Origin of the sequence: Microbacterium sp. HSID17254, assembly GCF_003989315.1 — a bacterium.
Classification (GTDB): Bacteria; Actinomycetota; Actinomycetes; order Actinomycetales; family Microbacteriaceae; genus Microbacterium.
Genome location: NZ_RBLT01000018.1, coordinates 1 through 22,289, shown reverse-complemented (window position 1 = coordinate 22,289; position 22,289 = coordinate 1). Strand labels below are relative to the sequence as shown.

The window sequence follows — 22,289 nt, the reverse complement described above, 5'->3', positions numbered from 1 at the left end:
CGAAAGGAACCCCCATGTCCACTCCGTACACGCTCCCCGAGCTGCCCTACGACTACTCGGCACTGGAACCGCACATCTCCGGCAAGATCATGGAGCTGCACCACTCCAAGCACCACCAGGCCTACGTGACCGGCGCGAACACGGCGCTGGAGCAGCTCGCGGCGGCCCGCGACAGCGGCGACCTCGGAGCGGTCAACAAGCTCGAGAAGGACCTCGCGTTCAACCTCGGCGGCCACATCAACCACTCCGTGTTCTGGCAGAACCTCTCGCCCGAGGGCGGCGGGGCTCCGGAGGGCGAGCTCTCGGCGGCGCTCGCGGATTCGTTCGGGTCGATCGACGGTTTCCGCGCGCACTTCACCGCGACGGCCCTCGGCGTGCAGGGCTCCGGTTGGGCCGTGCTCGCCTGGGACTCGGTGGGCGCTCGTCCCGTGATCTTCCAGCTCTTCGATCAGCAGGGCAACGCGCCGCTCGGCGTCATCCCGCTGCTGCAGCTCGACGTGTGGGAGCACGCCTACTACCTCGACTACCTCAACGTGCGGGCGGACTACGTCAAGGCGTTCTGGAACCTCGTGAACTGGCCCGACGTGCAGCGCCGCTTCGAGACGGCGCGCACCGCGACCGCGGGTCTCCTCGTCCCCTGATCCCCCTTCGCCGACCCGGCCCCTTGCGTGCGCCCCGGCCTGTTGCGATCGTCCGCAACGGGCCGGGGTGGCCGCAAGGGGCCGGGTCGCGTTCAGGCGAGGGTGAGGAAGAGCTTCTCCAGGTCGGGGAGGGGGACGGCGTCGTCCTGCGCGGGGTCCTCCAGGCAGGTCTTCATGGCGGAGGCGATGATCTGGAACCCGGCCTTGTCCAACGCGGAGGTCACGGCGGCCAGCTGCGTGACGACGGCCCGGCAGTCACCTCCGCTCTCGACCGCGGCGATCACGGCGCCGAGCTGTCCCTGGGCGCGCTTGAGGCGGTTGGCGATCTTGCGCTGCGTGTCGGTGTCGACGGTGGTCATGGTCTCTCCCTGAAGGCCGGCTGTGCGCTCCACTATACCCCCGGGGGTATAGTGTCTGGATACCCACCGGGGTATCGAGTGAGGAGAGAACACATGTGTCGAGCAGTCCGTTGCCGTACCTGCGGGAAGACCACCTGGGCGGGGTGCGGCCAGCACGTCGACGCCGTCCGCCGCACCGTGCCGGCGTCGGACTGGTGCGCGGGCCACCCGAAGGACGAGGCCAAGGGCGGTCTCCTGTCCCGGCTGTTCGGCCGATGAGCGTGCCGTTCCGCGTCGTCATCGTCGGTGGCGTCGCCGGCGGCATGTCGGCGGCGACCCGGCTCCGGCGGCTCGATGAGTCCGCGCAGATCGTCGTCTTCGAGCGCGGGCCCGAAGTCTCGTATGCCAACTGCGGCCTGCCCTACTACGTGGGCGGCGTGATCGAGGAGCGCGACGCCCTCCTCCTGCAGACCCCGGAGTCGCTGCACCGCCGCTTCCGGCTCGACGTCCGCGTCCGTCACGACGTCGTCGGCATCGACACCGCGCGCAAGAGGGTCGAGGTCGTCGATCTCGACAGCGGCCGTCGGAGCGCCCACCCGTACGATCGCCTCGTGCTCGCCACCGGTGCCCGGCCCCGCGGCGACGAGCCGACCGGAGCCCTCCCCGCGCGGAGCCTGCGGACCGTGGCCGATGCCGATGCGATCGACGCAGCCCTCCGCCCCGGGCTGCCGGTGGTCGTGGTGGGCGGCGGATACACGGGGCTCGAAGCGGTGGAGAACCTCGTCGCCCGGGGCGCCGCGGTCACCCTGGTGCAACGCGGTGCCCAGCTGCTCGCCCCGCTGGATCCGGAGATGGCCTCCCCGCTCGCGGCCGAGGTCCGGCGCCGCGGGGTCGACGTGCGACTCGGCGTCGAGGTCGTGGCCACGGCCGCGGATTCCGTGACCCTGAGCGACGGTGCCACCCTCCCCGCGGAGTTCCTCGTCGATGCCTCCGGGGTCGTGCCCGAGGTCGGACTCGCCCGCGCCGCCGGGATCCGTCTTGGCGAGACCGGCGGCATCGCGGTCGACGAGGCGTGCCGCACCAGTGCCCCGGACGTCTTCGCGGTCGGCGACGGCGTCGAGAAGACCGACCTCATCGGCGGCGGTGCGGCGCTGGTGACAATGGCCGGTCTCGCCAACCGCCACGGCCGCATGGTGGCCGACGTCATCGCGGGTCGGGAGGAGTCGGCGCGCCCCGCCCTCGGCACCGGCATCGTGCAGGTGTTCGGCCTCGCCGCCGCGAAGACCGGCTGGAGCGAGAAGCAGCTCCGTGCCGCGGGCCGCGCGTTCTTCGCCGTCCACGTGCACCCCGGATCGCACGCCGGCTACTACCCGGGCGCGGAGACCCTGTCGATGAAGCTCCTCGCCGACCCTGTCACCGACCGCATCCTCGGCGCGCAGATCGTCGGCCGTGACGGCGTGGACAAGCGGATCGACGTCATCGCGACGGCGCTGCAGGCGGGCGTCACCGCCTCCGGTCTCGCGCACCTGGAGCTCGCGTATGCTCCGCAGTTCGGCTCCGCGAAGGATGCCGTGAACATCCTGGGCTACGTGGCCGAGAACACCCGCAACGGCACCACGCCGACCCTCCAGTGGCACGAGCTCGACGGCGCTCTGCGGGCGGGATCGACCCTCATCGACGTCCGTACCGCGGCCGAGCATACGAACGGCGCCATCCCCGGCGCCAGGAACATCCCGCTGGACGAGCTGCGCGACCGCCTCGACGAGCTGCCGGAGGGGCCTCTGGTGGTGCACTGCCAGGTCGGCCTGCGCGGTCACATCGCCACCCGGCTGCTGCGGCAGCACGGGCGCGCGGTGCGCAATCTCGACGGCGGCTACCGGACCTGGCAGGACGCGACCGCGGCCTGACCCGCGGTCGGCTCAGACGAGTCGCGCGGTCGTGCCTCGGACGTTGAGCTCGTACGGAAGGGCGGCGGGCGGCCGCACGGCATCGGGGTCGGTGAGTTTCGCGAGGACCGCGTCGGCCGCCCGCTCGCCCTGCCCGAGCGGGAACTGGTCGACCGTGGTGAGGCGGAAGAACTCGCCGAGCTCATGGCCGTCGATGCCCACGATGGACAGGTCGCCCGGCACCGCGAAGCCGAGGTCGCGGGCGGCGAGGAGCGCCCCGATCGCCATCTCGTCCGAGGCGGCGAACACCGCGGTGGGGCGAGGCCCCGGGCGCCCGAGGAGCTGCTTCGCGGCGCGGTAGCCGCCCTCGACCGTGAAGTCGGCCGGCTCCAGGAACGCGGGGTTCAGGGGGACGCCGGCCTTCGCCAGCGCCCTCTCGAAGCCGAGCCGGCGGTTCGTGGGGATGTGGAAGTCGATGTCGAATTCGGGGTTCGCGCCGATGTGCGCGATCTCCGTGTGCCCGAGCCCGAGCAGGTGTTCCGTCGCGAGCTGGGCCACGGCGACGTCGTCGACCGTGAGGGTGTCGAGCTTCGGGTTCGGGCCCCCGATCGCGATCACGGGGAGCCCGAGGTCGAGGAGCTGCTGGGTCTCGTCCTCGTCCAGCTCGATGGACACGGCGATCACGGCGTCCACGCGCTGGCGGCGCAGGAACGTGTCGAAGACGTGGCGGCGCACGTCCTTGTCGGCGGTGATGTTGTAGAGCGTGATGTCGTAGCCGGCGCGCATGAGCGCGGCGGACACCCCCGACAGCACGGTGCTGAAGAACCAGCGGTCGAGGAACGGCACGACGACCCCGATGTTGCGCGTGCGCCCCGACGCCAGGCTCGAGGCGCGGGAGGAGACGACGTACCCGAGGGAGGCGGCAGCCGCCTGCACGCGCTCGCGCGCCGACTCGGACACGTGCCCGCGGCCGCTCAGCGCGCGGGAGACCGTCGCGGTGGAGACGCCGGCGAGCCGGGCGACCTCGTCGATGCTCGCCATCGTCTGTCCTTCGGATCGGAGACGCCCGTGACACGCCCCGGGAGGAGCGCGCCACGGGCGCAGCGGTGTCAGGCCTTGGTGTACCAGACGGCGGTGTCGACGGGGACCTCGGGGCCGTCGAACGGCTGGCTGCGGAGCAGGACGACCGCGCCCTCCGGGAGGTCGAGCGGAGCCGTGCCGAGGTTCGCCAGCACGTGCACCTCGCCGCGACGGAAGGCGACGGCATCGGGACCGGCGTCCTCCCACACCAGCGACCCGGTGCCGAATCCGAACTCGCGACGGCCGGCGAGAAGGCGCTTGTACAGGGCCAGGGTCGACGCCGGGTCGACCTCCTCGACGTCCCGGGCGTAGGCCGCCCAGTCCGCGGGCTGCGGGAGCCACGAGAGGCCGGTGTCGTTGAAGCCGAAGGCGGGAGCCTCCGCCTCCCACGGCAGCGGCACGCGGCAGCCGTCGCGGCCGTAGCGCTCGCCGTTCGTGCGGAACCAGGTCGGATCCTGGCGGTACTCGTCCGGGATCTCCATGGCCTCGGGCAGGCCGAGCTCCTCGCCCTGGTACAGGTAGGCCGAGCCGGGGAGCGCGAGCATCAGCGTGGTGGCCGCGCGGGCGCGGGCGAGGCCGATGGCGGTGTCGGGCTTGTCCGGGGTGTTCGGGCCGATGCCCTCGCCCTGCGGGTTGTCGATCGTGAGGGCGAGGCGCGTGGCGTGCCGGACGACGTCGTGGTTGGACAGCACCCAGGTGCTCGGGGCGCCGACCGCGCCGAACGCGTCCAGCGACTCGCGGATCACGTCGCCGAGTGCCTTCGCGTCCCACGCCGTCATCAGGTACGGGAAGTTGAAGGTCTGGTGCATCTCATCCGGACGCACCCAGAGGGCGGTCTCCTTCAGCGTCGGCATCCAGGCCTCGCCGCACAGGGCGCGGTCGCCGTCGTACTCGGCGAGCACCTTGTGCCAGTCGCGGTAGATCTCGTGCACGCCGTCCTGGCCCCAGTAGGGCACGTTCGACTCGCCGCCGCCCATGGAGTCGGCGTCGGTCGGCGGCGTGTAGTCGGGCAGCCCCTCGGTCTTGATCATGCCGTGGGCCACGTCGACCCGGAAGCCGTCGACGCCGCGGTCGAGCCAGAAGCGCAGGATCGAGCGGAACTCCTCCTGCACCTCCTCGTTGTTCCAGTCGAAGTCCGGCTGCGTGGCGTCGAAGATGTGCAGATACCACTGGCCGGGGGTGCCGTCGGCCTCCGTGACGCGCTGCCACATGCCGCCGCCGAACACCGACTCCCAGTTGTTCGGAGGCAGCTCGCCGTTCTCGCCGCGGCCGTCGCGGAAGATGTAGCGCGCGCGCTCCGGGCTGCCCGGCGCCGCCTTGAGCGCCTCCTGGAACCAGGGGTGCTGGTCGGAGGAGTGGTTGGGGACGAGGTCGACGATCACCCGGATGCCGCGGGCGTGCGCGGATTCCAGCATCGCGTCGAAGTCGGCCAGCGTGCCGAACAGCGGGTCGACGTCGCGGTAGTCGGCCACGTCGTAGCCGGCGTCGCGCTGCGGGCTCGTCATGAAAGGGCTGAGCCAGATCGCGTCGACGCCGAGCTCCTGCAGGGCGTCGAGGCGGCTCGTGATGCCCGGCAGGTCGCCGATGCCGTCGCCCGACGCGTCCGCGAAGGAGCGGGGGTAGATCTGGTAGATGACGGCGCTGCGCCACCACTCGGAACCGGGGGCTGCGATCTGTTCGAGCTGTGCCATGCGATCAGGCTACTGCAAACGCTTACAGTCCCGCCACCACAGGTATCGAAACGGTTCGGAGCTCTTTCTTCCCCTCTCCTCCGACCCACCCCTTTCCGTTCGACCCACCCCCTTGCGGACGGCCGGAAGGGGCCGGGAGGAACGGAAGGGGGTGGGTCGACGGGGGATGAGGGGATGAGGGGATGAGGGTCAGGGCGTCGGCATGCCGCCGTTGACGTTCAGGGTCTCGCCGAGCACGTAGCTCGACTCCGGGGAGGCGAGGAAGACGTAGGCGGGAGCGAGCTCGGCGGGCTGACCCATCCGGCCGAGCGGAGTGTCCTGGCCGAACTGCGCGATCTTCTCCTGCGGCTGCCCGTCGCTCGGCTGCAGCGGGGTCCAGATCGGTCCCGGAGCCACGGCGTTCACGCGGATGCCCTTCGGCGCGAGTTGCTGGGCGAGGCCCTTCGTAAAGGCGTTGATCGTCGACTTCGTCGAGGCGTAGTCGACGAGGATGTCCGACGGCGAGTAGGCCTGGATCGAGGTCGTGTTGATGATCGTCGACCCCGCGGGGAGGTGCGGGAGGGCGGCCTTGGTGATCCAGAACATCGCGTACACATTGGTCTTGAACGTGTCGTCGAACTGCTCGTCCGTCACATCGGTGAGGGACTCCTGGAAGACCTGCTTGCCGCCGTTGTTGACGAGGATGTCGAGCCCGCCGAGCGCCGCGACGGCCTCGGCCACCAGGGTGCGGCAGTACTCCGGGTCGCGCAGGTCGCCGGGGATCGTGGCGACGGTCGCTCCCGCCTCGCGGAGGATGCCGGCGATGCGGCTCGCGTCCTCCTCCTCTTCCGGGAGGTAGGAGATCGCGACGTCGGCGCCCTCGCGGGCGAATGCGATCGCGGTGGCCGCGCCGATGCCCGAGTCGCCGCCGGTGATGAGTGCCTTGCGCCCGGTCAGCCGTCCGGTGCCGCGGTACGACTCCTCGCCGAGGTCGGCCTTCGGAGTGAGGTCGGCGTCGAGACCGGGCTCGCGCATGTGCTGCTTCTGCGGCTGGATGTCGGCGTAGAGCTCGACCGGGTTCGTGAAGGTGTACTGGTCGCGGGACATGGGGTGTCCTTTCCGGGAGGTCGGGGACGGGAGGACCATCGTGCGCGCCGTGCTCCGGGTGCGGCAAACGCCTTGCACGCATCCGGTCGCTTTGGTACACGCGCATGTGGCCGAAAGACACTTCCCCCGGTGCCTCCTGTCATGACAGGGTTGCGAGCATCCCCCGTGTCGCTCGCGGCATGTCCCCCGGGGGTCCTGCCGTCGAGAGGTCGTGATGTCCGCTTCCGCCCGCCGATCCGCGCCCTGGGCGGTCGTCGCCGCGCTCGTCGTCGGTGCCGTGCTCGTCGGCGCCGCCCCCGCCGTGTCCGACGCGTTCGGTGCCCGCGCGCAGCCCCCGGCGGACCCGGTGAACGACCCCGCGGCTTCGGTCGCGCTCGCGTACGAGTTCCTCGACGCGCGGGTCGACGAGTTCTGCGACGGCGAGGGCCGCTGCCTGCCCCGCAGCTACGAGGGCGGGTTCTTCACCACGCCGTCGTGGGACTTCACCCCCTCCTTCGTGTACGACGACGCCCTCGTCGTGATCGCCTACACGGCCCGCGGCCTGCCGGACGACCTGCGCCGCGCGCGGGCTGTCGCGGACACCCTCCTCTTCGTGCAGGAGAACGATCCCGTCGGCGACGGCCGCGTCCGCACCTCGTACGAGCCGCACGGCATCCGTCAGGGCCGGATGGAGATCACCGGGCCCGGCACCTTCACCGGCAACCAGGCCTGGGTGGGCATGGCGCTCGCCCGCCTCTTCCATGCCACCGGCGAGGCACGGTACCTCGACGGCGCGGTGCGCATCGCGGAGTGGATCCAGGACAACACCGCCGACATGACGCGGGCACCCTACGGCTACACCGGCGGGCAGACCGATGCCGGGGTGCCGCTGGAGTGGAAGTCCACCGAGCACAACAGCGACATCGCCGGCTTCTTCACGCAGCTCGGCCAGCTCACGGGCGACGGGGTCTGGGCGGAGCGGGCGGCGGTGGCTGCCGGATTCGTCGCGGCGATGCAGAGCGCCGACGGGCACGTGGACACCGGGACGCTGCTCGACGGCAGCACGATCAACACCCGTCCCATCCCGCTCGACGCGCAGACCTGGAGCCTGCTGGGCACCGGGGACGCCCGATACGGCTCGGCCGTGGACTGGACGCTCGCGCACCTCATCGCCCAGGACGGCCCGTACCGGGGCCCGTCGATCAGCGACGTGGACGTGTCGAAGGTCTGGTTCGAGGGCAGCGGGCACCTCGCGCTCGCGCTGCAGGAGCGCGGGGCCGCCGGCGACCAGGATCGCGCGGAGGAGCTGCTGGCCGACATCCGGCTGGTGCAGCGCGACGCGGCGAACGGCGACGGCAAGGGCATCGTGGCGACCTCGACCGACGGACTCGACTCCGGCTTCGGCGACCTCTACTACGCGAGCCTGCACACCGGCACGACGGCCTGGTACCTGCTCGCGGCCGTGGGCGACAACCCGTTCCGCCTCCCCTGACCCGCCTGTCGACCCGGCCTTCTGCGGTCGACCCGGCCCCTTCCGCGCGCCCGCAACGGGGTGGGACGCGCGCAGAGGGGTGGGTCGAGGGAGGTGTCAGGCGGCGACGCGGGCGACGGCGGCGATCGCGCTCGTGAAGAAGTCGAGGCCGTCCACGCCGCTGCGCATCGCGACAGCGGTGTCCGGACCGAATCCGGGCTCGGTGGCGTGCTCGGGGTGCGGCATCAGGCCCACGACGTTGCCGGCCTCGTTCGTCAGCCCCGCGATGTCGCGCAGCGAGCCGTTCGGGTTCACGCCGGCGTAGCGGAACGCCACGAGACCCTCGCCCTCGATGCGGTCGAGCGTCTGCTCGTCGGCGATGTAGCCGCCGTCCGCGTTCTTCAGCGGGATGACGATCTCCTGGCCGGTGCGGAAGGCGTTGGTCCAGGCGGTGTCGGCGTTCTCGACCGTGAGCTTCTGGTCGCGGCGCACGAAGTGCTGGTGGTTGTTGCGGATCAGGCCGCCGGGCAGCAGGTGCGCCTCGACGAGCATCTGGAAGCCGTTGCAGATGCCGAGGACGGGCATGCCCTTCGCGGCGGCGTCCTTGACCTCGGCCATGATGGGCGAGAGGGCGGCGATGGCGCCGGCACGGAGGTAGTCGCCGTAGCTGAACCCACCGGGGAGGACGAGCGCGTCGACACGCTCGAGGTCGTGCGAGCCGTGCCACAGGGCGACCGGCTCGGCGCCCGCGATGCGGACGGCGCGCTGTGCGTCGACGTCGTCCAGCGAGCCGGGGAAGGTGACGACGCCGATGCGGACGGTCACTCCGCCACCTCGACGCCCACGACGTCTTCGATCACGGCGTTCGAGAGCACCTCGTCGGCGATACGGCGGGCCTCGGCGAGGACGTCGTCGGTGACCTCGCCCTCGACGGTGAGCTCGAAGCGCTTGCCGATGCGGACGTCGGTGAAGCCCTCGACGCCCAGGCGGGCGAAGGCGCCGGAGACGGCCTTCCCCTGCGGGTCGAGCAGTTCGGGCTTGGGCATGACGTCGACGACGATGGTGGGCATGACGGCTCCAAGAGTCGCGGGCGGACGGGCGGATTCAGTCTACCGCTCGCCGATGCTCCGCTGAGACCCCGGGCTCTCGCCCAGACCCCGCCCCGCGCGAGCCGCTACGCCGGGGCGTCGGCGAGAACCCGGGGTCTCGGGTCAGGAGTGGAAGACAGTGTGGAGGTCGCCGATCGTGTCGCGGCCGCCGAGGCCGTCGATCTCGAAGAGCACCGAGATGCCGGCGACGTGGCTGCCGAGACGCTCCACGAGCTGCCGACCGGCGGCCAGCGTCCCTCCGGTGGCGAGCACGTCGTCGATGAGGAGGACGCGGGATCCGGCGGGCAGGTCGTCGTGCATCTCGATGGTCGCCGTGCCGTACTCGAGGGCGTAGTCGACGGACGCTGCGGGGCGGGGGAGCTTGCCGGCCTTGCGGATCGGGATCAGCCCGACTCCCGCGGCGATGGCGGCGGCACCCGCGAGGATGAAGCCCCGCGCCTCGATGCCGGCCACCACGTCGAACTGTCCCGCGAAGGGCTCGATGATCGCCTCGGTCGTCACGCGGAGGGCCTCGGCGTCGGCGAGGAGCGGCGTGATGTCGCGGAAGATGATGCCGGGCTCCGGGTAGTCCGGGATGCTGCGGATCAGGGATTCGGCGCGGGCGAGGGCAGGGGAGAGGGTGGCTTCGGGCACCGGACAAGGGTACGCCGGTTGCGCGGGAGGGACCTGCAGGCGGCGCTCTTGACATCGTGGGAGCGCTCCCATAGAGTTCACGACAACCTTGTGGGAGCGCTCCCACAAGCCCCCACGCACCACCACCCGCACAAACCCACAAAGGAGTGAACCGTGAACTCACGTGCCCGCACCCGGATCCTGGCGACAGCCGCCGTGGCATCCGTCTCCGCTCTCGCCCTGGCCGGCTGCTCCGGCAGCACCGGCGACGGCGACTCCGGCGCCAGCGCCGACGAGAAGGTCACACTGACCGTCACCACCTTCGGCACCTTCGGCTACGACGACCTCTACAAGGAGTACGAGAAGGCGCACCCGAACGTGACGATCGAGGCGACCAACATCGACACCGGTGGCAACGCCCGCACCGACGCCTTCACCAAGATCGCCGCCGGCTCCGGCCTCAGCGACATCGTCGCGATCGAGGAGGGCTGGCTCGGCGCCATCATGGACGTCTCGGACACCTTCGTCGACCTGCGCGACTACGGCATCGAGGACCGCAAGGACGACTGGGTCGACTGGAAGTACGGCCAGGCGACCGACGCCGAGGGCCGCGTCATCGGCTACGGCACCGACATCGGCCCGAGCGGCATCTGCTACAACGGCGCCGCGTTCGAGGCCGCCGGCCTGCCCAGCGACCGCGAGTCGGTCGCCGAGCTGCTCAACGGCGACTGGGAGAACTACTTCCAGGTCGGCGCCGACTACACGGCCAAGACCGGCAAGGCCTGGTACGACCACTCCGGCTTCGTCTGGAACGCCATGGTGAACCAGCTCGACGAGGGCTACTACACCGCCGACGGCGAGCTGAACGTCGAGGGCAACGACGAGCTCCAGGAGCGCTTCGAGCTCCTCGGCGCCGCGACCGAGGGCGGCCAGTCCGCGGCACAGACCGCATGGGACTGGAACGGCGGCAAGTCGTTCGTCGACGGCACCTTCGCCACCTTCGTCTGCCCGGGCTGGATGCTCGGCGTCGTGCAGGGACAGGTGGAGGCCGGCGGCGGCGACGCGTCGACCGGCTGGGACTTCGCCGACGTCTTCCCCGGCGGCGCGGCCAACTGGGGCGGCGCGTTCCTCTCGATCCCGGAGTCGTCGGAGCACAAGGAGGCCGCGGCCGAGCTCGCCGACTGGCTGACGCAGCCCGAGCAGCAGGTGAAGCAGTCCGCCGCCGCGGGCAACTTCCCCTCGACCATCAAGGCGCAGGAGTCCCTCGCCGAGGAGGCCACGCCCAACGAGTTCTTCAACGACGCGCCGACCGGTGCCATCCTCGCCGAACGTGCCAAGGGCGTCGTCGCGCAGTTCAAGGGCGCCGATGACTCGGTGATCCAGGAGAACGTCTTCGGCCCGGCGCTCAGCGCGCTCGACCGCGGCGAGACCGACACGCAGGGCGCCTGGGACCAGGCGATCGGCCTCCTGAACGACCTCGTCGGCTGATCATCTCGCTTCGACAGGCTCAGCGACCCACGGTGGTTGCTCAGCGACCCGACGGATGGGTGGCTGAGCCTGTCGAAGCCCGGCTAAGGACACGCCCATGACCCTCACCGCCCCGCCGGCGGAGCCGCAGGCCGCCGCCCCCGCAGCGACCGACGCGCCGCCGCGACGCTCCTGGCGCACCCGCGTCTCCCGTTTCGACCACCGCGCCTCGCCGTACTTCTACATCTCCCCGTTCTTCCTCCTCTTCGGGCTCATCGGCCTCTTCCCGCTGCTGTACACGGTGTGGGTCGCGGTGCACGAGTGGGACCTGCTGAAGGGCGAGGGGCCGTTCGTCGGCTTCGGCAACTTCGCGGCGATCCTCGGCGACGGCATGTTCTGGAACTCCATCCGGAACACGCTGAGCATCTTCCTGCTCTCCGCCATCCCGCAGCTCGCCGTCGCTCTGGTGATCGCCTACCTGCTGGACCGCGGACTGCGGACGCCGACGTTCTGGCGGATGAGCGTCCTCATCCCGTTCGTGGTCACCCCGGTCGCCGTGGCGATCATCTTCTCCAGCATCTTCAACGAGGCGGACGGTCTGGCCAACAACCTCCTCAACCTCGTCGGCATCGCCGATCAGCAGTGGAAGCACGACACGGTCCTGTCGCACATCGCGATCGCCGTGATGGTGAACTTCCGCTGGACCGGCTACAACGCCCTCATCCTCCTCGCCGCGATGCAGGCCGTGCCGCGCGACCTCTACGAATCGGCCGCACTCGACGGTGCCGGGGCGGTGCGGCGGTTCTTCGCCATCACGATCCCCACCATCCGTCCCACGCTGATCTTCGTCATCATCACGGCGACCATCGGCGGCCTGCAGATCTTCGCCGAGCCGCGGCTGTTCGACGTCTCCACCGCGGGCGGCATCGGCGGCAGCGACCGGCAGTTCCAGACCACCGTGCTGTTCCTCTGGGAGCTGGCGTTCTTCCGCCGCAACCTCGGTGAGGCCTCGGCCGTCGCGATCCTGCTCTTCCTGCTGATCGTCGCGATCGGCCTCATCAACTTCCTGATCTCCCGGCGCATCGCCACCGGAGACGCCCCGAAGAACCGCGCGGCCCGACGCCGCATCCGCCCGACCGGGAAGGAGGAGGCGCGATGACCGCCACCCAGGCCCTCAGCGTGCCGGAGCGGATCCGCCGCCGGCGCGGCACCGCGAGCGGGAGCGCCGGCCTCGGCAGCCGCCCGGGCTTCCTCACCTACGGGCTCCTCGCGGCCTTCGTCATCGGCGGCGCCTACCCGCTGTGGTGGTCGTTCGTCGTCGCGAGCGGGACGAACGCGACCCGCGGCGAGACCCTGCCCCTCATCCCCGGCGGCAACTTCCTCGCGAACGCGGCGAAGGTGTTCGACGCGATCCCGTTCTGGCTCGCCCTCGGCAACTCCTTCCTCATCTCGACGATCATCACGATCTCCGTCGTCACGTTCTCGACGCTCGCCGGCTACGCGTTCGCGAAGCTCCGCTTCCGCGGGCGGGACGGCCTCATGGTGTTCGTGATCGCGACCATGGCCATCCCCACGCAGCTCGGCATCATCCCGCTGTTCATGCTGATGCGCGAACTCGGCTGGACGGGGACGATCGGTGCGGTGATCGTGCCGACCCTCGTCACGGCGTTCGGGGTGTTCTTCATGCGGCAGTACCTCGTGGACGTGATCCCGGACGAGCTCATCGAGGCCGCCAGGGTCGACGGCGCGAACCAGTTCCGCACCTTCCTCACCGTCGGGGTGCCCGCGGCGCGGCCGGCCATGGCGATCCTCGGACTGTTCACGTTCATGACCGCCTGGACCGACTACCTCTGGCCCCTGATCGTGCTCGCCCCCCAGAACCCGACGCTGCAGACGGCGCTCAGCCAGCTGCAGTCCGGCTATTACATCGACTACTCGATCGTGCTCACCGGCGCGGTGCTCGCGACCCTTCCGCTCCTCGTGCTCTTCGTGATCGCGGGGCGGCAGCTGGTCAGTGGCATCATGGCGGGCGCGGTGAAAGGATGACCCCTATGACGCGTGCCTTTCCCTCGGACTTCCTCTTCGGCGCGGCGACCGCGGCCTACCAGATCGAGGGCGCCGCCTTCGAGGACGGACGGACGGCCTCCATCTGGGACGCCTTCTGCCGGGTGCCGGGGGCCGTGGTCGGCGGCGACGACGGGGATGTGGCGTGCGACCACTACCACCGGTATCCGCAGGACGTGGCGCTGATGAAGGAACTCGGCCTCCAGACGTACCGCTTCTCCACCTCGTGGTCGCGCGTGCGCCCCGACGGCGGCGCGGTCAACCAGGCGGGGGTCGACTTCTACAGCCGCCTCGTCGACGAGCTCCTCGCGGCCGACATCCTGCCCTGGCTCACGCTGTACCACTGGGACATGCCTCAGGCCCTGCAGGAGGTCGGCGGCTGGACGAACCGCGACTCCGTCGAGCGCTTCCTGGAGTACGCGGGCACCATGCACGACGCCCTCGGCGACCGCGTGAACGTGTGGACGACCCTGAACGAGCCGTGGTGCTCGTCCTTCCTCTCCTACACCGGGGGCGAGCACGCGCCAGGGCACACGAGCGTCGCCGAGGGGCTGCTGGCCTCACACCACCTGCTGCTCGCGCACGGTGCGACGGTGCGGGAGCTCCGCGGCCGCGACGCCTCCCTCAACCTCGGCATCACGCTGAACCACACGGTGGCCGACCCCGCCGACCCGCAGAACCCCGCGGATGTCGACGCGGCCCGGCGGCTGGACGGCCAGTTCAACCGGTGGTTCCTCGACCCCATCTACCGCGGCGCCTACCCCGCCGACACCGTGGAGGACATCCGCGCGGTGGACCCCGAGGCCGTGGCGCGCTTCGAGGCGGCGGTGCACGAGGGCGACCTCGACACCATCGCCCAGCGCATCGACACGCAGGGCGTGAACTACTACCACGGCGACCTCGTGTCCGGCACGGGGCCCGACGACGCGGCGGTGTCCAGCGGCCCGGAGACGGCGCACGTGACGCGGAGCCCGTATCCCTCGCACGAGGGCATCCACGCGGTCGAGCGCGGACTGCCGAGGACCGCCCAGGGCTGGGAGGTCCAGCCGGAGGGACTCACGCGACTCCTGCAGCGGCTCTGGACCGAGTACGCCGAGCCCGCGGGTGTGGCCCTCTCGGTGACGGAGAACGGCGCGGCCTACGACGACACCGTCGTGGGGGAGGACGGGGAGACGCGGGTGCCCGACGCCGACCGCACCGCGTTCCTGCGCGCGCACCTCGACGCCGTGCTGGACGCCAGGGACAGCGGCGTGGACGTCCGCGGCTACTTCTACTGGTCCCTGTTCGACAACTTCGAGTGGGCCTGGGGCTACGACAAGCGCTTCGGGATCGTCCGCGTGGACTACGACACCCAGGAGCGGACGGTCAAGGACTCCGGCCGCGAGTACGCCCGGATCATCGCCGCCCGGTCCCTCTGACCCGTTCGAATCGCCCGATTGGTCCCATCTGCGGCCGAAATGGGACCAATCGGGCGACTCGAAGCGAGGATTTTCACGGCCTGGCTCCGGGTGGATGAGAATGGGGCGATGGAAGAGAGCAAGCGATGATGTCGCCCCGCGCGACCATCGAGGAGGTCGCAGCGGCCGCCGGCGTGTCCCGGTCGACCGTGTCGCGCGTCGTCAACGGGTCGACCGCGGTCAGCCCGGAAGCGCTCGCCGCCGTGCGCGCCGCGATCGACGAGCTCAACTACGTTCCGAACCGTGCCGCGCGCTCGCTCGCCTCCCGGCAGACGCACGCGATCGCCCTCATCGTCCCCGAGGACACGACCCGCTTCTTCGGCGACCCGTTCTTCGCGGCGATCGTGGCCGGCATCACCGGCGCGCTCCGCAGCTCCGACTACCTCCTGAACCTGCTGATCGCGAGCGACGACCCCGGCGACAAGATGACGAGCTTCGTGCGCAACGGCGGCGTCGACGGCGCGCTCATCGTGTCGCACCACACGAGTGACGCGTTCGTCGACCGGATCGCCGACGCGGTCCCCGTCGTCTACGGCGGCCGTCCGGTGCGCCGGGCCGAAGGCGACTACGTGGTCGACGTCGACAACGTCGCCGGGGCACGGGCGGCCACGCAGCGCCTCGTCGACATCGGACGCACCCGCATCGCCACGATCTCCGGTCCGCTCACGATGCCGTCGTCGACCGACCGCGTGCAGGGGTTCCGCGCCGCGCTGGCCGCCGCGGGGCTGACCCCCTTCGCGGAGGAGGAGGGCGACTACAGCGAGGCGAGCGGAGCCGATGCCGCCCGCCGTCTGCTCGCGGAAGGGCGGCCGGACGCGATCTTCGTCGCCAGCGACCTCATGGCCCGCGGGGCGCTCATGGCCCTCCGCGCCGCCGGGGTGCGGGTGCCGGAGGACATCGCGCTCGTCGGCTTCGACGACTCCTCGGTGGCCCTCAGCACCGACCCACCCCTGACGACCATGCGCCAGCCCATGTACGCCCAGGGCGAGGCGATGACGCAGGTGCTGCTCTCCCGGCTTGCCGGCGACGACCCGCCTCGGACGACCATCCTGCCGACCGAGCTCGTCGTCCGCGGCTCCGCCTGAGCCGCACCGACCGCGGACACGGGTGAGGCCCGGTCGCGGAACGACCGGGCCTCGGTGGTGCCGGAGCGGGTCCGACGAAGGCGTCAGTTCCCGTAGAGCGAGACGACGCCGCTGCGGTCGACGCTGGTCATCGACAGATCGGCCGAGCTGCCGTTGCACTGCGGGTAGTGCATGATCGACGACGAGTCGTACGGTGTGAGCGGACGCCAGTTGTTGTCCTCGAAGCAGGTGCCCGCCTCCGGGCGGGTGTGCTCGTGGCGGAAGCCGAGGACGTGGCCGAGCTCATGGCCGAGCACGTTGGTCGGGGTCCACGCTCCGGCGCTCCAGATCGAGTCGTCGATGAGGACGTTCTGCTGCCGGGCCGGCGTGCTGGGGAAGAAGGCGCGGGCGATGTACTGCGTCGTGGCCACCGGCTCGACGGAGAAGACGACGGCGTTGTTCCGCGTGGTGCAGTTGGCGTCGGCGCTGCTCACGTAGCGGAAGTCGACCTTCGACGACGCGGACTCCCAGAGTGCGGCGCCGCCCTCCATCGCCCGGACGACGTCGGCGTGACGGCTGCCGAACTTCGTGCTCACGCAGTAGGTGAGGTTGGCGACCTGGGAGGCGGACCACTTGTCGTCGATGTTGTTGACCGTGTTGACGATGAGGCCGTCGGTGCGGGTCTCCGGGCCGATCAGCCGATCGTAGAACGCGCGCAGCTCCTTCTTGTTCGAGATCACCTCATCGCCGTTGACGACGTAGGCACCGTCGACGTCCCGATAGGTCGACGCCGCGAACTCCTGGTATGAGGGCGCGGAATCGTCGGGGGACGCGGCCGTGGCGGGGATGACCGCGCTGAGGCTGAGCGCGGCCGCCGCGGTGGCGGCGAGCGCGAGTTTTCTGGTGAATCGCATGGAAGATCCTCTTCGATCTGAGCGGTGCCGCGCGCCCGGTGAGCGAGCGGACTCCGGCCGGAACGGTGAGCATCGCTGCCACCGAGGGGCCGAAGCCCGCTCACGCTAACCGCGCGATTTCGACGGGGTCAAGGCGCGACACGGCCCGTCGCCCGCTTTCTGCACTCAGGTCAGGAATCGGCCGCATCCGTCGCCGTCGAAGGTGCCGCCGTGGCTCGGCCGGACGTCGGCACCGGCGGTCGACGCCCGGGCCTGGTCGTCGGTCCCTCGTCGTAGGCCGGAGGTCGAGGATGACCACGGACGCGTCTCCGCCACCCCCTCGATCGGCGGAAGACGCGTCCGTGGCCCGCTGCGGCGAACCCCCGCGCCGCGAGTGCTCGCACCCTCCATAGGTTGAACGAGCATTCAGTGATTAATCTATCCCGAGACGGCCCGTGAGGGAATTCCGCCGGAGGACCCGGGAGGTGGACACCGCATGGCGCGATCGGATGCGCAGAACCGTGCGGCGCGGGAGCGCGCACGCGAGAACATCCTCCAGGCGGCGATCGAGGTCTTCAGCGAACGCGGCGTCGCCGGGGCGGGCATCGCCGAGATCACGCGTCGCGCCGGCGTCGCCCAGGGGTTGGTGAACTACCACTTCGGCGGCAAGGACCAGCTCGTCGCCGCGGTGATCGACCGGTGGTTCGAGACGGTGCTGGGGTTCGCGCAGGTCGAGGGCACGCCCGACGAGATGCTCGCCGCGATCATCGACGGGGCGATCGGCGCGACGGCCTTCGCGATGCCTCTGCAGCGTGCGGTGCTCGCCATGCAGCAGCAGCCGCTGACGCATCGGCTGTTCGCGGAGTCGGAGCAGCGCTATGCGGACGGCGCGACGGCCGCCGAGGATGCCGTGCGCGCGGTGTTCCGTGCCCGAGGCGCCGAGGATCCGGCGCTGGAGGAGGTCATGCTCCGCAGCACCCTGGAGGGGGTGTTCGTGAAGTACTGCGTCTTCGGCGACACGTATCCGCTCGAGGACGCGCGGCGCTGGCTGCACCGCCGGTACGGTCTGCCCGAGCCGACCGCCGCGCTGCCTGGGCTGCCGGCCTCGCCCCCGGGCGAACCCCGACCCCGCGCGACGGCGGCGCTGCGGACCGACGCGTCCTGAGCCGCAGCCCCCGCTCAGTCGAGCTGCATCCGCGCGAAAGCGCCGAGCACGACCCGCTCCGACTGCACGAGGTACCGCTCCAACTCGGCGGCCCCGGCCTCGGCGCCCCGGGTCAGGAACGTGTCGAGGACGGCGCGGTTCTTCCGGACGAACGGCTCGTGCAGCGCGCGGGGGTCGTCGATCTTCAGGAACGCGAGGCGCAGCTCCGCCGCGACGTTCCGGTAGGTGCGGGCGAGACGCGGGCTGTCGGCGAGATCGACCAGCGCGACGTGGAACGCCATGTTCGCGCTGCCGACCGCGCGCCAGGCGGACGCGTCGTCGGCCGAGACGCCGGCGACGGCGGCCTCGGCCGCGGCGACCGCGTCGGTCATGCGCTGGACGGCGGGATGCTCGGGCTCGGACTGCCGCAGAGCCGTGCACTCGATGACCCGGCGGGCGCGGTAGATGTCGATGACGTCGGCGATCGTGGGAGAGGCGACCGAGACGCCGCGGTGCGGGATGTGCTCGACGAGGCCCTGTTCCGCGAGCACCCGGAACGCCTCGCGCAGGGTGTTGCGCGACACGTCGAAGCGCTCGGCCAGAGCCGATTCGGACAGCCGGGAGCCCGGGGCGACGTCGCCGTCGATGATGCGCTGACGGAGCACGTCGGCGAGCGGGCCCTGCTGGTTCATGCCTTCATCGTAGGGCGGCATCACGCCGATCATTACCGAAAAGCAACCGCGCTGTAGCACGACGGAAACATGATTGTTGAACAATCAGGTTCTGTCCGTTCTACACTGGGGGTCACCCGACACCCACCAACGACGATGGGACCCCCCTATGTCCGAGCAGTCCGCCCCCGCCCTCACCCCCGAGGACGAAGCCCGCGCCGCCCACGCGAAGAAGCGCGCCGGCCGCAGTGCCGTCATCGGCGCCATCTTCCTCATGGCCACGAGCGCCATCGGTCCGGGCTTCATCACCCAGACCGCGACGTTCACCGCCCAGATGGGAGCCGCGTTCGCGTTCGCCATCCTCGTGTCGATCCTCGTCGACATCGCGGTGCAGCTGAACATCTGGCGCATGATCACCTCGTCCGGCAAGCGGGCCGGCGAGCTCGCCAACAGCGCCATCCCCTTCTCCGGCCACGTCATCGCCGTCCTCGTCGTCATCGGCGGGCTCGCGTTCAACATCGGCAACATCGCCGGCGGCGGCCTGGGCCTGAACGCCCTCCTCGGCATCGATCCGAAGCTCGGCGGCGCGCTCACGGCGGCCCTCGCGATCATCATCTTCCTCGTGAAGAAGGCCGGCAAGGTGATGGACGTCGTCCTCATCATCCTCGGCGTCGGCATGATCGTGATGACCCTCGTCGTCGCCCTCATCGCCCAGCCGCCCATCGGCGACGCGCTGCGGCAGACCTTCGTGCCCGACCAGCTCAACTTCGCCACCATCACGACGATCGTCGGCGGCACGGTCGGCGGCTACATCACCTACTCCGGCGCCCACCGCTACCTCGACTCCGGCCACGTGGGCCCGCAGTACGCGAAGCCCGTCATGCGCGCCGCCGCCAACGGCATCCTCGTGACCGGCATCATGCGCTACGTGCTGTTCCTCGCGATCCTCGGCGTGGTGGCCTCCGGCGTGGCGCTCGACCTCTCCTCGCAGGCCGCCAACCCGGCAGGGCAGGCATTCGGTGCGGTGCTCGGCGACGCCGGTCTGCGGATCTTCGGCGCGATCTTCTGGGCCGCCGCGATCAGCTCGGTCATCGGCGCCGCGTACACCTCGGCGACCTTCCTCTCGACCTTCACCGCCAAGCTCCGCGGGGGCTGGCCGCTGCAGCTCGCCACCGTCGCGTTCATCGTCGTGTCGCTGGCGGTCTACCTGGCGATCGGCACGGCCCCGGCCGCGATCCTCGTCTTCGTCGGCGGCTTCAACGGCCTGATCCTCCCCATCGGGCTGACGGTGTTCATGTACATCGGCTGGTTCCGCCGCGACCTGCTCGGCGACCGGAAGTACCCGATGTGGCTGCTCATCGCGGGCACCGTCGTGACCGCGCTCACCTGGTACATGGGCGCCGTCTCGATCGGCCCCATCTTCGCCTTCCTCGGAATCGGAGCGTGACATGGCGACCATCGACCTGAACTCGGACCTCGGCGAGAACGTCCCCGACCGGATCGTCAGCGACGACGCGAGCATGCTCGAGATCGTCACGAGCGCGAACGTGTCGTGCGGGTTCCACGCGGGCAGTCCGGAGGGGATCCGCGAGACCCTGGCCGCGGCCGTCGCCGGGGGCGTCGTGATCGGCGCCCACCCCGGGTACCGCGACTACGAGAACTTCGGGCGCACGAAGGTCGACATCGACTCGGCCACGCTGCAGGCGCACGTGGAGTACCAGCTCGGTGCGCTCCTCGGGCTCACCGCGGCGGTCGGCGGGCGGGTCTCCTACGTCAAGCCGCACGGGGCGCTCTACAACACCATCGCCCGCGACGAGCGGCAGTCGAAGGACGTCGTGGCGGCCATCAAGGCGATCGACCCCTCGCTCGTGCTGCTCGGCCTCGCCGGCGGCGTCGTGCTCGACGTCGCCGAACGAGCAGGACTCGCGGTCGCCGCGGAGGCCTTCGCCGATCGCGCCTACCAGCCGGACGGTCAGCTCGTCTCCCGCACCGAGGAGGGGGCCGTGCTGCACGACCCCACCGCGGTGGCCGAGCGGATGGTGCGCCTGGCCGCGGACGGCGTGATCCGGGCGATCGACGGCACCGACGTGGCCGTGTTCGCGCAGTCGATCTGCGTGCACGGCGACAGCCCGGGCTCGGTCGCGATGGCGGCGGAGACGAAGCGCCTGCTGCAGGCGGAGGGCATCACGATCGCCCCGTTCGCCGGAGTCTGACATGGCCGTGCTCGCGACTCCCGCCCAGCTCGCCGACGCCCGGGCCGCCCGTGCGGCGCACCGCGCCGGCCACTCCGCGCCGACCAGCGGCGTCGCCCCGGGGCTGACCCAGGCGAACCTCATCGCGGTGCCCGCGGACTGGGCCTTCGAGACCCTGCTCTACGCGCAGCGCAACCCGAAGCCCTGCCCCGTCCTCGAGGTGATCGAGCAGGGGGCGGTGGAGTCGCGGCTCGCGCCGGGCAGCGACATCCGGACCGACATCGGGCGGTACCGCATCTGGCGGGACGGCGAGCTCGTGGAGGAGGTGTCCGACGCGATGGCGGCGTGGGACGAGCATCCCGACCTCGTCGCCTTCCTCATCGGCTGCAGCTTCACGTTCGAGACGGGGCTCGTCGAGGCCGGGATCCCGATCCGTCATCAGGAGCTCGGACGCAACGTGCCGATGTACCGCACGGCGGTGGACTGCACCCCGGCCGGACGGCTGCGCGGCGAGATGGTGGTCTCCATGCGTCCGATCCCCGCGGACCGCGTGGCCGATGCCGTGCAGATCTCCGGGCGCACCCCGGCCGTGCACGGTGCGCCCGTGCACATCGGCGACCCGGCATCGCTCGGTATCGTCGACGTGATGGTGCCCGACTTCGGCGACGCCCCCGAGATCCGCCCCGGCGAGATCCCCGTGTTCTGGGCGTGCGGCGTGACCCCGCAGGCGGCGATCATGGCGTCGAAGCCGCCGTTCGCCGTCACCCACGCCCCGGGCTACATGTTCGTCACCGATGTGCCGGATGCGGAGTACCGGGTCTGATGCGCATCCTCACGGCCTCCGACAGCGCGCTGCTCGTCGAGGCGGACGACCTCGAGCAGGCCATGCGGCTGAACCTCGCATGGAGCGACGTGCCCGGCGTTCGGGAGCGCATCCCCGGCGCCCGCACCGTGCTCGTGCGCTTCGACCCGCACCGCACCTCGGCCGCCGCGCTCGCCGAGGCGCTCGCCGCGACCGAGGTCGACGCGGCGGCGCTGCCCGACGCGGGCGAGGTCACCATCCCGGTCCGCTACGACGGGGAGGATCTGGACGAGGCGGCCGCGCTCCTCGACGTCTCGGCGGAGGAACTGGTGGCCCGTCACCTCGCCGCCGACTGGCGCGTGGCCTTCTCCGGCTTCGCTCCCGGCTTCGGCTATGCCGTGAGCGGCGACCCCCTCTTCGACGTGCCGCGGCGGTCGTCGCCCCGCACCCGGGTGCCCGCCGGTTCCGTCGCCCTCGCCGGGGCGTTCAGCGGCGTGTATCCGCGGGAGAGCCCCGGCGGCTGGCAGCTCATCGGCCGGACCGCCCTGGAGATGTGGGACATCGACCGCGACCCGCCGGCTCTGCTCGTGCCGGGCCGCCGCGTGCGCTTCGTGCGTGCGGAGCGGGAGTCGGTCGCGGCGA

The 22,289-nt window shown here is 71.1% G+C and carries 23 protein-coding genes; 14 read left to right on the top strand and 9 right to left on the bottom strand.

The annotated features are described in order from the left end of the window. Positions 1 to 14: 14 nt before the first annotated feature. A complete protein-coding gene (locus D8M34_RS11510) occupies positions 15 to 641 on the top strand; it encodes a superoxide dismutase (RefSeq protein WP_025103993.1) in 627 nt (208 codons plus the stop codon). A 92-nt stretch (positions 642 to 733) separates the two neighbouring features. On the opposite strand, the gene D8M34_RS11505 is transcribed toward D8M34_RS11510, so the two are convergent. Then, entirely contained in the window at positions 734 to 1,000 is a 267-nt protein-coding gene (locus D8M34_RS11505; protein ID WP_025103992.1) for a metal-sensitive transcriptional regulator, read from the bottom strand. A gap of 93 nt (positions 1,001 to 1,093) precedes the next feature. On the opposite strand from D8M34_RS11505, the gene D8M34_RS19285 reads away from it, so the two are divergent. Further along, positions 1,094 to 1,258, top strand: a complete 165-nt coding sequence (locus tag D8M34_RS19285) for a hypothetical protein (protein ID WP_164498176.1) — start codon at positions 1,094 to 1,096, stop codon at positions 1,256 to 1,258. Then, positions 1,255 to 2,886, top strand: coding sequence for an FAD-dependent oxidoreductase (locus D8M34_RS11500; protein ID WP_126894057.1), 1,632 nt, complete (start codon positions 1,255 to 1,257; stop codon positions 2,884 to 2,886). The genes D8M34_RS19285 and D8M34_RS11500 overlap by 4 nt, the downstream gene beginning before the upstream one ends. 12 nt (positions 2,887 to 2,898) lie before the next feature. On the opposite strand, the gene D8M34_RS11495 is transcribed toward D8M34_RS11500, so the two are convergent. The 3 genes from D8M34_RS11495 to D8M34_RS11485 all read right to left on the bottom strand — a co-directional run bounded on the left by D8M34_RS11495 (position 2,899) and on the right by D8M34_RS11485 (position 6,722). Then, a complete protein-coding gene (locus D8M34_RS11495) occupies positions 2,899 to 3,906 on the bottom strand; it encodes a LacI family DNA-binding transcriptional regulator (protein WP_126894056.1) in 1,008 nt (335 codons plus the stop codon). 68 nt (positions 3,907 to 3,974) lie between these two features. Continuing rightward, positions 3,975 to 5,636 carry a glycoside hydrolase family 13 protein gene (locus D8M34_RS11490; protein WP_085604737.1) on the bottom strand — a complete coding sequence of 554 codons (1,662 nt, stop codon included), beginning with the start codon at positions 5,634 to 5,636 and terminating at the stop codon, positions 3,975 to 3,977. A gap of 189 nt (positions 5,637 to 5,825) precedes the next feature. Next, entirely contained in the window at positions 5,826 to 6,722 is an 897-nt protein-coding gene (locus D8M34_RS11485) for an SDR family oxidoreductase (protein ID WP_060923499.1), read from the bottom strand. Between the two features lie 214 nt (positions 6,723 to 6,936). Here D8M34_RS11485 and D8M34_RS11480 point away from each other — a divergent pair, with 214 nt between their 5' ends. After that, a complete protein-coding gene (locus D8M34_RS11480; protein ID WP_126894055.1) occupies positions 6,937 to 8,193 on the top strand; it encodes a hypothetical protein in 1,257 nt (418 codons plus the stop codon). 96 nt (positions 8,194 to 8,289) lie between these two features. Here the strand turns inward: D8M34_RS11480 and purQ are convergent, their stop codons facing one another. From purQ to D8M34_RS11465, 3 genes are all read right to left on the bottom strand, one after another. Continuing rightward, positions 8,290 to 8,997 carry a phosphoribosylformylglycinamidine synthase subunit PurQ gene (gene purQ, locus D8M34_RS11475; protein ID WP_126894054.1) on the bottom strand — a complete coding sequence of 236 codons (708 nt, stop codon included), beginning with the start codon at positions 8,995 to 8,997 and terminating at the stop codon, positions 8,290 to 8,292. After that, entirely contained in the window at positions 8,994 to 9,242 is a 249-nt protein-coding gene (gene purS, locus D8M34_RS11470) for a phosphoribosylformylglycinamidine synthase subunit PurS (RefSeq protein ID WP_126894053.1), read from the bottom strand. The genes purQ and purS overlap by 4 nt, the downstream gene beginning before the upstream one ends. A gap of 141 nt (positions 9,243 to 9,383) precedes the next feature. Beyond that, positions 9,384 to 9,914: an adenine phosphoribosyltransferase gene (locus D8M34_RS11465; protein WP_025103984.1), complete on the bottom strand. Its 531-nt coding sequence runs from the start codon at positions 9,912 to 9,914 to the stop codon at positions 9,384 to 9,386. Between the two features lie 153 nt (positions 9,915 to 10,067). Here D8M34_RS11465 and D8M34_RS11460 point away from each other — a divergent pair, with 153 nt between their 5' ends. The 5 genes from D8M34_RS11460 to D8M34_RS11440 all read left to right on the top strand — a co-directional run bounded on the left by D8M34_RS11460 (position 10,068) and on the right by D8M34_RS11440 (position 15,966). Then, positions 10,068 to 11,381, top strand: a complete 1,314-nt coding sequence (locus D8M34_RS11460) for an ABC transporter substrate-binding protein (protein WP_126894052.1) — start codon at positions 10,068 to 10,070, stop codon at positions 11,379 to 11,381. Positions 11,382 to 11,478: 97 nt separating this feature from the next. Continuing rightward, complete coding sequence (locus tag D8M34_RS11455; protein WP_126894051.1) at positions 11,479 to 12,519, top strand: carbohydrate ABC transporter permease; 1,041 nt, start codon at positions 11,479 to 11,481, stop codon at positions 12,517 to 12,519. After that, positions 12,516 to 13,406 carry a carbohydrate ABC transporter permease gene (locus D8M34_RS11450; RefSeq protein WP_126894050.1) on the top strand — a complete coding sequence of 297 codons (891 nt, stop codon included), beginning with the start codon at positions 12,516 to 12,518 and terminating at the stop codon, positions 13,404 to 13,406. Before D8M34_RS11455 ends, D8M34_RS11450 begins: the two co-directional genes overlap by 4 nt. Positions 13,407 to 13,411: 5 nt before the next feature. Next, entirely contained in the window at positions 13,412 to 14,842 is a 1,431-nt protein-coding gene (locus D8M34_RS11445) for a GH1 family beta-glucosidase (protein ID WP_174235388.1), read from the top strand. Positions 14,843 to 14,970: 128 nt separating this feature from the next. Next, positions 14,971 to 15,966 carry a LacI family DNA-binding transcriptional regulator gene (locus tag D8M34_RS11440; protein WP_126894089.1) on the top strand — a complete coding sequence of 332 codons (996 nt, stop codon included), beginning with the start codon at positions 14,971 to 14,973 and terminating at the stop codon, positions 15,964 to 15,966. An 83-nt stretch (positions 15,967 to 16,049) separates the two neighbouring features. On the opposite strand, the gene D8M34_RS11435 is transcribed toward D8M34_RS11440, so the two are convergent. Beyond that, on the bottom strand, positions 16,050 to 16,859 hold the full coding sequence (locus D8M34_RS11435; RefSeq protein WP_126894048.1) for a M57 family metalloprotease: 810 nt from the start codon (positions 16,857 to 16,859) through the stop codon (positions 16,050 to 16,052). A gap of 475 nt (positions 16,860 to 17,334) precedes the next feature. Between D8M34_RS11435 and D8M34_RS11430 the strand changes: the two genes are divergently transcribed. Beyond that, positions 17,335 to 18,003: a TetR/AcrR family transcriptional regulator gene (locus D8M34_RS11430; RefSeq protein WP_102208659.1), complete on the top strand. Its 669-nt coding sequence runs from the start codon at positions 17,335 to 17,337 to the stop codon at positions 18,001 to 18,003. Between the two features lie 14 nt (positions 18,004 to 18,017). Here the strand turns inward: D8M34_RS11430 and D8M34_RS11425 are convergent, their stop codons facing one another. Continuing rightward, positions 18,018 to 18,674, bottom strand: a complete 657-nt coding sequence (locus D8M34_RS11425) for a GntR family transcriptional regulator (RefSeq protein ID WP_126894047.1) — start codon at positions 18,672 to 18,674, stop codon at positions 18,018 to 18,020. A 148-nt stretch (positions 18,675 to 18,822) separates the two neighbouring features. Between D8M34_RS11425 and D8M34_RS11420 the strand changes: the two genes are divergently transcribed. The 4 genes from D8M34_RS11420 to D8M34_RS11405 all read left to right on the top strand — a co-directional run. After that, on the top strand, positions 18,823 to 20,100 hold the full coding sequence (locus D8M34_RS11420; protein WP_025103975.1) for an NRAMP family divalent metal transporter: 1,278 nt from the start codon (positions 18,823 to 18,825) through the stop codon (positions 20,098 to 20,100). Position 20,101: 1 nt separating this feature from the next. Further along, positions 20,102 to 20,866 (top strand): LamB/YcsF family protein, encoded by a 765-nt coding sequence (locus D8M34_RS11415; protein WP_126894046.1) that lies wholly within the window; start codon positions 20,102 to 20,104, stop codon positions 20,864 to 20,866. Between the two features lies 1 nt (position 20,867). Beyond that, positions 20,868 to 21,668 carry a putative hydro-lyase gene (locus D8M34_RS11410; RefSeq protein ID WP_126894045.1) on the top strand — a complete coding sequence of 267 codons (801 nt, stop codon included), beginning with the start codon at positions 20,868 to 20,870 and terminating at the stop codon, positions 21,666 to 21,668. Continuing rightward, positions 21,668 to 22,289: 5-oxoprolinase subunit B family protein (locus D8M34_RS11405; RefSeq protein ID WP_148113054.1), on the top strand; the 622-nt coding region annotated here is incomplete at its 3' end. The genes D8M34_RS11410 and D8M34_RS11405, both read left to right, overlap by 1 nt.